At 52.6% G+C, this 11,416-nt stretch carries 10 protein-coding genes; 7 read left to right on the top strand and 3 right to left on the bottom strand.

Translation table 11 applies throughout. The features are described from left to right. Positions 1-7: 7 nt before the first annotated feature. The 4 genes from ACTHPM_RS25430 to ACTHPM_RS25415 all read left to right on the top strand — a co-directional run bounded on the left by ACTHPM_RS25430 (position 8) and on the right by ACTHPM_RS25415 (position 4,816). Complete coding sequence (locus ACTHPM_RS25430) at positions 8-1,339, top strand: response regulator transcription factor (protein ID WP_440398055.1); 1,332 nt, start codon at positions 8-10, stop codon at positions 1,337-1,339. A gap of 107 nt (positions 1,340-1,446) precedes the next feature. Beyond that, a complete protein-coding gene (locus tag ACTHPM_RS25425) occupies positions 1,447-2,364 on the top strand; it encodes a carbohydrate ABC transporter permease (RefSeq protein WP_440398056.1) in 918 nt (305 codons plus the stop codon). Position 2,365: 1 nt separating this feature from the next. Further along, a complete protein-coding gene (locus ACTHPM_RS25420; RefSeq protein ID WP_440398057.1) occupies positions 2,366-3,241 on the top strand; it encodes a carbohydrate ABC transporter permease in 876 nt (291 codons plus the stop codon). 117 nt (positions 3,242-3,358) lie between these two features. Next, positions 3,359-4,816 (top strand): ABC transporter substrate-binding protein, encoded by a 1,458-nt coding sequence (locus tag ACTHPM_RS25415; protein ID WP_440398058.1) that lies wholly within the window; start codon positions 3,359-3,361, stop codon positions 4,814-4,816. A 268-nt stretch (positions 4,817-5,084) separates the two neighbouring features. Here the strand turns inward: ACTHPM_RS25415 and ACTHPM_RS25410 are convergent, their stop codons facing one another. After that, on the bottom strand, positions 5,085-6,404 hold the full coding sequence (locus ACTHPM_RS25410; RefSeq protein WP_440398059.1) for a glutamate-1-semialdehyde 2,1-aminomutase: 1,320 nt from the start codon (positions 6,402-6,404) through the stop codon (positions 5,085-5,087). A gap of 44 nt (positions 6,405-6,448) precedes the next feature. Continuing rightward, complete coding sequence (locus tag ACTHPM_RS25405) at positions 6,449-7,510, bottom strand: LCP family protein (RefSeq protein WP_440398060.1); 1,062 nt, start codon at positions 7,508-7,510, stop codon at positions 6,449-6,451. A gap of 269 nt (positions 7,511-7,779) precedes the next feature. Here ACTHPM_RS25405 and bcp point away from each other — a divergent pair, with 269 nt between their 5' ends. The 3 genes from bcp (at position 7,780) to ACTHPM_RS25390 (ending at position 10,544) form a co-directional block, all read left to right on the top strand. Next, positions 7,780-8,247 (top strand): thioredoxin-dependent thiol peroxidase, encoded by a 468-nt coding sequence (bcp, locus tag ACTHPM_RS25400; protein ID WP_440398061.1) that lies wholly within the window; start codon positions 7,780-7,782, stop codon positions 8,245-8,247. A 312-nt stretch (positions 8,248-8,559) separates the two neighbouring features. After that, positions 8,560-9,033 carry a MarR family winged helix-turn-helix transcriptional regulator gene (locus ACTHPM_RS25395; RefSeq protein WP_440398062.1) on the top strand — a complete coding sequence of 158 codons (474 nt, stop codon included), beginning with the start codon at positions 8,560-8,562 and terminating at the stop codon, positions 9,031-9,033. Further along, complete coding sequence (locus tag ACTHPM_RS25390) at positions 9,030-10,544, top strand: DHA2 family efflux MFS transporter permease subunit (RefSeq protein ID WP_440398063.1); 1,515 nt, start codon at positions 9,030-9,032, stop codon at positions 10,542-10,544. Before ACTHPM_RS25395 ends, ACTHPM_RS25390 begins: the two co-directional genes overlap by 4 nt. A gap of 105 nt (positions 10,545-10,649) precedes the next feature. Here the strand turns inward: ACTHPM_RS25390 and ACTHPM_RS25385 are convergent, their stop codons facing one another. Then, on the bottom strand, positions 10,650-11,297 hold the full coding sequence (locus tag ACTHPM_RS25385) for a DedA family protein (RefSeq protein ID WP_440398064.1): 648 nt from the start codon (positions 11,295-11,297) through the stop codon (positions 10,650-10,652). Between the last annotated feature and the right edge of the window lie 119 nt (positions 11,298-11,416).

The following is an 11,416-nucleotide window of genomic DNA, read 5'->3' as shown; positions in this document are numbered from 1 at the left end:
GAGAGACATGTACAACATTTTAGTCGTGGATGACGAACCGCTGATTTGCAAAGGGCTGGCAGGGCTGCTGAACGCATCGGGACTTGGCATCGGCAAAATCATGACCGCCACGAGCGGCGAAGAAGCACTGGATTACATCCGGATGGAAAATATCGATCTGCTCATCACGGACATCCAGATGGGGAAAATGAACGGCATCGAGCTGATGCATCAGGCGAAGATCGTCAAGCCATGGGTGCAGACCATCATCATCTCCGCTCATGAAACCTTTCAATATGCGCAAATGGCGATTCGTCTGGGCGCGCGCGATTATTTGATCAAGCCGCTCAATAGTGAGCAATTTCTGGACTCGGTCCGCAGCGTGCTGCTCAAAATGGATAAGCCGCTGCCCCGCACGGAAGAGGTGCTTTCAGCCGGACATGAGGACTTCCACATGGAGGAGCCCCAGCCGGAATCCAGCGTGCCGCTGAACCGGCTGCTCACCGAAACGGTGGAACATCCGGATGAGCCGTATCCCATGCAAACGTATTATGAAAGCATCGGAATCCCCGGACCTTATTTCGCCGTAATCAAGGTCAAGCTGGCGCTGATCACAGCAAACGGCGCGCGCACGTTCCCAGAGAAAGATATCCCGCTTATGCAATATGCCTCGCTCAACATCATCAAGGAGCTCCTGGATCAAGAGCTGAACGCGCAGGTATTCTATGCGCCGGACCGCAGCATCCATATACTTGTGCAGTGGAGTGAGGAAGAATATGCGGAGCAGCATGTGAACCGGATCAACCAGCTGGAGATGATCGGCCGGAGCATGCACCACCATATCTGCAAATACCTGAGAATCGAATGCACCGTCGGCATCAGTCAAATTTTGAAGGGGCTCACGTTTGTGAATGTGCTCAGCCGTCAGGCCGACAAGGCGATGATGTGGAGCGGCGAGCATGGCGATTACCATGTCTTTTACTACGGGGATTTCAGCTGGCATAACTACGCCCGTGACCCGAACGCCGAGGAGCTCTCGACCCAAAGCAACCGGATCGTGGAGCAGGCGAAGACCTATATCGAAGATAACTACAGCCAAAAGGGACTCACCATTCATGAGGTTGCCAAACGGAATCATGTCAGTCCGAATTATTTGAGCTACCTGTTCAAGAAGATTACCGGCTTCAATCTCTGGGAATACGTGGTTAAGCTGCGGATGGAGGAGAGCCGGTCGCTGCTGCTGCACACCGATCTGCGCCGCTACGAGATCGCCGAGCGGGTCGGCTACGAGTCGCCGGAGCATTTCAGCAAGATTTTCAAAAAGTATTACGGGGTCAGCCCGAGCGACCTCAAAAAATAGAAGAAGTAAGATCAACCATCATTCGCATAGAACTAGACATGTTCCAAGGCCTCCTCCTTTCCTACAATGAAACTAAGCTTGATATCAACAAGGAATGAGGGAGAAAAATGGGGGAGCCAGGAGCAGTGCTGCAGCCGGTTATAGAGAACAAATCACCCAAAAGAAAAGGACGCTTTACCAAGCACTTTTGGGGATATATGTTTCTGCTGCCGGCTGTTGTGATTTTCATTTTGTTTTTGTGGGTGCCGATTGCCAAGGGAGCTTTGTACAGTTTCTACAGCATCGACTTTGTAAAAGGGAACACGTTCGTCGGACTGGACAACTATGTACGGGTGTTACATGACCCCGATGTGTGGACGGCGGTTAAAAATACGCTCTATTACATGCTGCTGACGTTAATTATGGGATTCTGGGTGCCGATCGTCGCTTCGATCGCGATTTCGGAGCTGCGCAGATTCCAGGGGATAGCGCGCATCGCCGCGTATCTGCCTTTCGTCGTTCCTGGCGTGGTGCTGTACGGCATGTGGAGATGGATGTATGATCCGGTCGGTCCGATCAACGGGCTGCTGAGCTCGCTCGGCGTCGACCCGGTGTCGTTTATTTCGGACAGCAAGTGGTCGATGATCGCGATCGTATTTATGGAGACATGGCAGCAGTTCGGTTCGGCGATGCTGATCTATCTGGCGGGCGTGCTCAGCATCCCGCGGGATTGGTACGAGGCGGCCGAGATCGACGGGGCAGGGGTGTGGAACCGCATCCGGTATATCACGCTTCCGTCCTTGCGCAGCCTGATCGTTTTGATGCTTATTTTACAGGTGATCGGCACTTCGCAGTCTTACCAGTCGCAGCTTGCCCTGCTGGACGGCGGACCGAATAACGCGACATTGACCTATTCGCTTCTGATCGTGAGATACGCCTTTACGCGTCTGGATTACGGTACGGCCACGGCGCTTGGCATGCTGATGTTCATCGTGCTCAGCCTTGTAGGGCTGCTTCAATACAAGCTGAACAAGGAGGAGTACTGATATGAGCAAACAGCATGAACGCGGCATCCTGTCGGATTCCGATCTGAAAAAGCCTCTGAACCGGGTTGTGTATGGCTTCATGATGCTGTGCATTCTCGTTATGATCGTCACCATGCTGTATCCGATCCTGATGACGATGTTTAACGGTCTGAAGACGAATCAGGAGGTCAATACGTTTCCTCCGCATTTCTTCCCGGAGACGTGGAACTGGAGCAACTTCAAGGAAGGCTGGGAGTATATCGACCTGCCGATGTTTCTGAAGAACACGATATTCGTCTTCGTCGGCAACCTGTTCATGACGATTTTTGTGCTCGGCCTAGCTTCCTTCAGCATTTCGCGCCTGAAGGTGCCGTATTACCGGGCGATCTACTTTTTTATTCTGATGACTTTGTTTATTCCGGCCTCGAGCTACATGATTCCGAACTTCGTGAACCTGAAGGACCTGGGGCTGCTGAACACCTTCTGGGCGTTTTGGCTTCCGGCGGGGGCAAGCGCGTATTACTTTCTGCTGATGAAAAACTTCTTTGACGGTATCCATCCGGAAATTTTCGAGGCGGCGCGCATTGACGGAGCCTCCGAGATCAAGAGCTATGTCCGGATCGCGGTCCCGCTCTCGGTACCAATCTTCGCGACGCTGGCGATCTTTATTTTCTCGGGGGCGTGGAATGACTGGTTCTGGCCTTCCCTGGTGCTCCACAGCGAGGAGAAATACACCTTGGCGACCGCCATCTACAAATATGTCATCAATGCCCGCAGCATGGATAACAGCATTAAATTCACGATCCTGTTCATGGTTATGGTGCCGCCGATTCTCGTCTTTCTCGTATTCCAGCGGTTTATCATGCGCAGCGTGAACCTGTCCGCGGTCAAAGGGTAGCGGACATCAACATCGTAGGCCTGCACACGAAGGCCATAAGATTACACATCGTTAGATTGCGGTTCCTCTCTTATGATGAAAGAGCAACAACACTTAATAGCGAAAAGGGGAGTTTCAATGCGTAAGTTTTCAATGATGCTCGTCAGTCTCGTGCTTTCCGCTTCGATGCTGGCAGCGTGCAGCGGCAACAAAACGGCGGAGGAACCGAAACCGGCCGATAATCAAGGATCGCCAAGCACGACCGATACGGGTAACAAATCCGAAGAGCCTGCCAAAGGGGATGATATTACTACAAAAAAAGTCACGATCAAGATCCACTACCCGCTGCCGGACCAGAAGGAAGCCAGAGCCCAGGAAGACGATAAAATTAAACGCTTCAACGAAAAATACCCGAACGTAACGATCGTGAAGGACGACTGGCAGTATAACGTCAATGAAATCGGCATTAAGATGGCTTCAAACGAAGCGCCGACCTTCTACAATACGTTTGCGACGGAAGCCCAGATGCTCGTCGAGCATGGCTGGGTAGCGGATATCAGCGATCTGTACAACAGCTGGGAATACAAGGACGAGATGAACCCGCTCCTGCAAAACCAGTTCATCGTTGACGGCAAAGTGTACGGCATTACGCAAAACGGCTATGTGACGTCCACGGTCATCAACAAAGGGCTGCTGGATGCCAAGCAGGTTCCAATGCCGGATATGGATTGGACCTGGGACGATATGTATAACGCTGCCAAAGGCGCGACCGATGTCAAAAAAGGCATTTCCGGTATTGCTCCGATGGGTAAAGGAAATGAATCCGGATGGAACTGGACGAACTTCCTGTTCGAAGCCGGCGGCGAAATCCAAAAGAACGACAACGGCAAATATACGGCAACGTTTAACTCGGATGCAGGCGTTAAAGCGCTCGACTTTTATAAGAAGCTGAGATGGGAAGCCAATGCCATTCCGCAAGACTGGGCGCTTGGATGGGGAGATGCGATCAGCGCGTTCCAGCAGGGCCGTACGGCCATGGTCATCGCCGGCGCATTCGACATTGTGGACTCTGCCTTGAACCAGGGCGGACTCAAGCCGGAGAACGTTATCGTTTATCCGATGCCGGCCGCGGAAAAAGGCGGCAAGCACATCGGCATCCTCGGCGGCAACTACCTGGTGATTAACCCGAATGCTTCGAAGGACGAACAGGAAATCGCGTTCCGCTATATCACGTTTGATTACTTCACCGACAAGGGCATCGAAGCACTGGATGCCAACATCCAGGAGCGTAAGAGCAAAAATAAATACTACGTTCCGACTCCGCTGAACTACTTCAGCGACAACTCCGAGTACGCGTCCAAAGTGAACGCGATCTACGACAAATACGACAACGTATACCGTTATGATGAAAAAATGCTGAGCCTGATTGACGGCAAGCCTGAGGCGCAGTACGGAACGCAGGATTACTACGGCGCGATGTCCAATGTCGTGCAGGAATCCTTCTCGAAGAAAGGCACGGATTCGAAGGCGCAGCTGGACGCGACCGCGAAGACGGTGCAGACGAAGTTTTTTGACAATATCCAAGCTGCGAAATAATCGATTAGCGCGTTCGGGAGGACGCTCCGAGAATGAACGTTGCTTCAATCGCTGTTGTCACCCGGATTACGCAATGCTCATTTAAGCAAAGCTGCATCCTGCACGAAGCAGCGGAGAGGTCAATGCAATTCCGAACAAGCGATGGCAGGAATGCTTCGTTCGCGGAGCGGCGACCAACAAAAAAGGAACTGCCTCAGACCGATCGGTCTTTGAGACAGTTCCTTTTATGTTATGGCAAAATGATGACTGGTTGGCTTCGCTTTTTGAGTTACTTACGTTCCTGGCCCATCTCGCGGAACGACTCCTCCGCAGCGGCAAGCGTCGCGTCGACATCCTCATCCGTATGCGCCGTCGTCAGGAACCATGCCTCATACTTGGATGGCGCCAGGTTAATGCCACGATTCAGCATATGGCGGAAGAACGCCGCGAACGCCTCGCCGTCCGTGTCCTGCGCCTGGTCGTAGTTCGTGACCGGGTGGTCGCAGAAGTGCGTGGACAGGGAGCCGCGGATGCGGTTGATCGTCAGCGGCACACCGTGGCGGTCCGCCGATGCCTGCAGGCCGTCCGCAAGCTTGATGGCGAGGCGGTTCATCTCGTCGTATACGCCTTCGCCCTGAAGCACTTCGAGGCAGGCGATGCCGGCGGCAATGGACGCAGGGTTGCCGGCCATCGTGCCCGCCTGGTAAGCCGGGCCGAGCGGAGCGACCTGCTCCATGACTTCCTTGCTGCCCCCGTACGCGCCGATTGGCAGTCCGCCGCCGATGATTTTGCCAAGCGCCGTCAAGTCGGGCTTGATGGCGTCGTGGTTATCGAGCCCGGCGAAGGTCTGGGTCGAACCGTAATGGAAGCGGAAGGCTGTGATCACTTCGTCGTAAATAACGAGGGAGCCGTTGTCATGCGTCATTTGGCAGAGGCCCTCGAGGAAGCCCTTCTCCGGCATGACCATGCCGAAGTTGCCGACGATCGGCTCGACCATGACCGCCGCCACGTCCTTGCCCCACTTGTCCAGGGCTTCGCGAAGTCCGCCGAGATCGTTGAACGGCACCGTGATGACTTCCTGGGCGATGCTGGACGGAACGCCCGCGCTGTCGGGCGTGCCCAGCGTGGAAGGACCCGAGCCTGCCGCCACGAGCACCAGATCGGAGTGGCCATGGTAGCAGCCGGCGAATTTGATGATCTTGCTGCGTCCGGTAAAGGCCCGTGCGACACGGATCGTCGTCATGACGGCCTCGGTGCCGGAGTTGACGAAACGGACCTTGTCCATCGAAGGAATGGCTTCCTTCAGCATCCGGGCCAGCTTGATTTCAAGCTCGGTCGGCGTACCGTACAACGTGCCGTTCTCGGCCGCTTGCGTAATAGCTGCCGTAATATGCGGATGGGCATGTCCGGTGATGATCGGACCATAGGCCGCGAGGTAGTCGATGAATTGGTTGCCGTCTTCATCCCAGAAGTAGGCGCCTTTGGCTCTCTTCATAAAGACGGGCGCCCCGCCGCCTACCGCCTTGAACGAACGGGAGGGGCTGTTGACGCCACCGACGATGTGCTGGAGTGCTTCCTGGTAGAGCTGTTCTGAACGTGAACGATTCATGGATGATTCAACTTCCTTTCTGGATTGAAAAGCAGGCGGGCAGCCTAGTTGCTGCTGCCCGTGCTGTTGTTTTGATTGTCTGGTGTGGTGCCCTTCGTGCTCGTGCCGTCCGTCTCGGATTCGGTCTTGCCGTCGCTCGAAACGGGTACCGGTTCCGGTTTGTTGAAGATATCCTTGATGTAATCCTTGAGCGCCGTTTCACTCGATACGGTGAGAACGGCCGCGCCGCCGATGGTTCTTTCCTTCAGGAGCTTCATCGGAGGAATCTGCTCGCTGCCGGCCATCTGGCTCTTATAGCCGACGCTTGCCAGCTTCCACATGTCATTGACGGACAGGTTCGTGTCGATATACGGGCTGACGCCGTTCAAAATATCCGGCAGCTTCATAATCGAGGTGGTCGACTGCATTTTCTCGGCGACGGCCTTCAGGAAAGCGCGCTGCCGCTCGGTACGGGTAAAGTCCGAGGTCGCGTCATGGCGGAACCGCACGTACTGAAGCGCGGTGCTGCCGTCCAGATGCTGCATGCCCTGCTTCAGGTCGATGTCATACTCGTGCTTATCCGCGGCGCTCGGATAATACATATCTTTTTCCACGTAGAAATCAACGCCGCCGACCGCGTCCACGAGCTTGATGAAGCCTTGGAAGTCGGTGTACACATAGTACTGAACGTCAATGCCAAGCAGATCGCCGACGGCCTTCATGGCCGTATTCGGCCCATGCGTGATAGCCGTATTGATGCGGTCCTTGCCGTGCTCTGGAATATCCGTGTACGTATCGCGCAAAATAGAGAACACATTAATGCGTTTTTTGACGGGATCGAGGGAAGCTACCATCATGCTGTCCGACCTGGGGATTTCACCTTCTTTGAGGCCGCGCGCGTCTACGCCCATGAGGAGGATGTTGACAGGCTCGGTGCCTTCCCATTTGGGAGGATCGGGAACCTTGACTTCTACGGGGGCAACGTTCTTAAAAGGAGAGGCTTCTCCGGTTTTTTGCAGGCCCTGCAGACCATTATAAATCGAAGTAAAATAATAGACCGCGTAGCCGATCACAGCTGCCAAAACGACGGCGATCGTCCACAATATCTTTTTTTTCCTTGAGGTCATTCCTTCTCTTCCTTTCAATTATCCTGATAAAGGAGGTAGTTGTCTGTTTTTCGACATTTGTAGGTTAAGGATTCATTTATTATAATTTTTTTTGTGGATACAATCAATTTTACGGTCGTAAAAGAGCTGATGGCGAGTATCATTAGACTGTTTTTTGACGGTTTTCCTCTATAGAGTGCGCTTAAAGTCGGTTTTCCTTACAATGAACTGCCTGCACATAGAGACAGAGACTGTATACATGCCTATGCCCGAAAGGAGACGAAACAACGATGACCAAACCAGCAGAATTAGCCCCGGGACAAGAGGTGCCTGATTTTACGCTGCCAGCGTCAAACGGGGAAGACATTAAGCTCAGCAGCTATCGCGGACGTAAAGTCCTGCTTTATTTCTACCCCAAGGACATGACACCGGCCTGTACCGACGAGGCATGCAGCTTTCGCGACTTTCATCCTGAACTGCAGGAGAAGGGGGTAGCGGTGCTGGGCGTAAGTCCCGATCCGGTCAAATCCCACGGGAAATTCGCTGACAAGCATGCGCTTCCGTTCCTGCTGCTGTCCGACGAGGATCATGCAGTGAGCGAGCTGTACGGCGTTTGGCAGCTGAAAAAAATGTACGGACGCGAATATATGGGCATTGTCCGCTCTACCTTCCTTATCGATGAAGAGGGAAAGCTCATGAAAGAATGGAGAAAGGTAAAAGTAAAGGGACATACCGAGGATGTGTTGTCCGCATTGTAAGCTCCCAAATAGAGAGACCGGCGTTTAGGATTCCCGGCTTGCCTTGCTCGAACAGGCAGCCGGGATATTTGCGTTGACAAGAGAAGACGGTAAATATGTTATTTGATATATATCGAGAGCTGACCGCAAAAATGACTGCCCCCGTGCATTCGGGAGTGAATGTACACCTATATCATTTAACGAAAGATTTTCAAGTTTGATGAAATATACATGTAAAAGCATATGTAAATTTATTCTTATATTTATATTGACATGCTAACATGTTGGTATTAAACTAATTCGTATGCGAAATATTAAGGCGTGGAATCGATTATGAAACAGGGTGAAGGGTTTTTGGATTCGCAGGATCAAATTCATGAGTTGCTGTATTCTTTTCGCCAAGTGCATCTGAGCTTCTACCATTTGTTCTCGAAGGATGCCGGGGCGCTTGGAACCACCTGGATTCAATATCTAGTGCTGCGCACACTCCGTGACCATCCGGACATCGGACTCACGGAGCTGGCAGATTTCATTCTTATAGGAAACAGCACGACCAGCGGTGTCGTGGACCGGCTCGTCAAAGCGGGTATGGTGGAGCGCAAGCGCTCCGAGACCGATCGGAGGTCCATCACGCTGAGAAACACGAAGGAAGGGGATGAATTGCGGAAACGCGCGGAAGTCATATGTAATGACTACTTAAATCCTCTCGTACATATCCAAGAAGAGGACCGGCGGCACATGCTGGATACGCATCAACAGATTATCGACATACTTTCACACCAAGGGAGAGAGAGAAGTACATTATGAATAGCAGCCAAGCTCAGTCTATAGAGCACATTAAGAAAGGGCCGATCATCGCCGCTTTGCTCATCGGCGCTTTTGTGGCGTTCCTGAACCAGACGCTGATGAATGTTGCCCTGCCGAACATTATGGCCGATCTCGGCATTACTCAAGCCGCAACAGGACAATGGCTGACCACGGGCTATATGCTCGTCAACGGCGTTCTGATCCCGGTCACCGCATTCCTGATCGCCCGGTTTACAACCCGTCAATTGTTTATATCCGCTATGTCCCTGTTCTCAATAGGAACGCTCATATGCGCACTGGCACCTTCTTTTGCCATCCTGATGGTCGGCCGCTTGATCCAAGCCAGTGGAGCAGGCATTCTGATGCCGCTCATGACGGTCGTATTCCTGAACATCTTCCCGATCGAGAAACGCGGATCGGCCATGGGCATGATGGGGATTGCCATGATTCTGGCTCCAGCAATTGGACCGACATTGTCGGGCTACATCGTTGAGCATTACACCTGGCGCGTCCTGTTCTACATCATTCTTCCGTTCGCCGTCATCGCGACATTGATCGGTATTTTCTTCCTGAAGAACGTTACGAAGGTAACCAAACCGAAATTCGATGCGATCTCCGTCATTTTGTCCACCATCGGCTTCGGCGGACTTCTGTATGGATTCAGTGATGCCGGTACCGACGGCTGGGGAAGCCCGCAGGTCATTTGGACGCTCGTGATCGGCGCGCTGGCACTGGTGGCATTCGTCTGGAGACAGATGGTGTCCAAGGTGCCGATGCTCGAATTCCGGATTTTCAAATATAACATGTTTACACTGACGACGATCATTAACGTGATCGTGACGATGGCCATGTTCGCAGGCATGATTCTGATGCCGCTGTTCCTGCAGAACATTCGCGGGTTTACGCCGATGGAATCAGGGCTCATGATGCTTCCCGGCGCAATTTTGATGGGGATCATGTCGCCGATCACGGGAGCGATTTTCGATAAAATCGGAGCCCGCTGGCTTTCGGTCATCGGCCTGGTTATCACGGTTGCTATGACATACGAATTCAGTCACCTGACTGTGACGACGTCATACGCCCACATGATGACCATTTACACGGTCCGCATGTTCGGGATGTCGCTCATGATGATGCCGATCCAGACGGCCGGCTTGAACCAGCTGCCGCGGAGCATGAATGCGCATGGTACGGCAATGTCCAACACGCTTCGTACCATCTCCGGTTCCATCGGTACCGCCATTCTCGTGACGGTCATGACTTCGCAGACGAAGCATTACATCACCGAGGGCGTGAAGGCCGGTGCTGCCAAAGCGACGGATAAGGCTCAAATGGCTGCCCTGTCCGCGCAGTCCATGGTTCACGGCATTAACGACGCGTTCGTCATTGCGACTTGGCTGAGCGTAGCCGCGCTGATCCTGGCTTTCTTCATCAAGAAGACGAAACCGCAGGAAGAGAACCTGAAGGCAGAAATGCAGAAGGTGGGCGGAGCCGCCGAGATGAAAGGCTAACGTTATACAAGGCTCATGCCATGAATAGTTCATGCACTTATGCAAGCAATCATATTTATACAAGAAAGACGCATCTGCCTCGGCAGCATGCGTCTTTTTTAGTCTCTATTTCAGCGTCTTGGATACCGGTTTGGCTTTCAGTTTGCGGATCAGCTTGAGTAGGGACGTTCGGTAACGGTATACGAGGAAGGCCAGGAAAAGGAGAATGATTCCGCCGACGATCCAGATCGAGTACTTTTCCACGACGTGAAAGGCCATATTCCACTGCGGTCCGAACAGCTTGCCGATGCTCAGGAACAGAACGACCCAGAATAGCGCGCCTCCGTATGCATATAGGGCAAATTTCCGGAAAGGAAGCTTGATCATCCCTGCAAAATACCCGGTGAAATGGCGTACGCCAGGAATGAAGTAACCGAGGAATACGAGGCTCTGGCCATACTTGTTAAACCACTTTTGCGCGCGTTCCAGCTTATGTTCCGATAGGAGCACCCATTTGCCGTAGCGCTGGATAAAGGGCAGGCCTGCCTTCAAGCCGATGAAATACGTGATCGTTATGCCGATGGTCGTACCCAAAAAAGCGAGCAAGATCAGCCAGCCGAAATGCAGTTTTCCCGCGTAGGAAAGATACCCTGCATAAGCCATCGTCGTTTCGCCAGGAAAAGGAAGCGCAATGAACTCCAGGATCAGGCCTAAGAACAACACGATGTATCCGTAATCGCCAAACAATAGCTGTATCCACTTTAGTAATTCCAACGGACTCACTCCAAACCAGATCCAAGTTGTGCTTGCTTCTTGCAATAAAATACAGACTCAAAGTCTATTTGCGAGCCTTCCACCATATAATCTACCAGAAAGCAGAATTCATAGAAATA

Source organism: Paenibacillus sp. SAFN-054, assembly GCF_051966755.1.
Lineage (GTDB): Bacteria > Bacillota > Bacilli > Paenibacillales > Paenibacillaceae > Paenibacillus_AQ.
This window is presented reverse-complemented; position numbering and strand designations above follow the sequence as displayed.

Bases quoted from the DNA above. Each gene is read 5' to 3' on its own strand.
- ACTHPM_RS25430 (WP_440398055.1), top strand. From the start codon at position 8: ATGTACAACATTTTAGTCGTGGATGACGAACCGCTGATTTGCAAAGGG.
- ACTHPM_RS25425 (WP_440398056.1), top strand. From the start codon at position 1,447: ATGGGGGAGCCAGGAGCAGTGCTGCAGCCGGTTATAGAGAACAAATCA.
- ACTHPM_RS25420 (WP_440398057.1), top strand. From the start codon at position 2,366: ATGAGCAAACAGCATGAACGCGGCATCCTGTCGGATTCCGATCTGAAA.
- ACTHPM_RS25415 (WP_440398058.1), top strand. From the start codon at position 3,359: ATGCGTAAGTTTTCAATGATGCTCGTCAGTCTCGTGCTTTCCGCTTCG.
- ACTHPM_RS25410 (WP_440398059.1), bottom strand. From the start codon at position 6,404: ATGAATCGTTCACGTTCAGAACAGCTCTACCAGGAAGCACTCCAGCAC.
- ACTHPM_RS25405 (WP_440398060.1), bottom strand. From the start codon at position 7,510: ATGACCTCAAGGAAAAAAAAGATATTGTGGACGATCGCCGTCGTTTTG.
- bcp (WP_440398061.1), top strand. From the start codon at position 7,780: ATGACCAAACCAGCAGAATTAGCCCCGGGACAAGAGGTGCCTGATTTT.
- ACTHPM_RS25395 (WP_440398062.1), top strand. From the start codon at position 8,560: ATGAAACAGGGTGAAGGGTTTTTGGATTCGCAGGATCAAATTCATGAG.
- ACTHPM_RS25390 (WP_440398063.1), top strand. From the start codon at position 9,030: ATGAATAGCAGCCAAGCTCAGTCTATAGAGCACATTAAGAAAGGGCCG.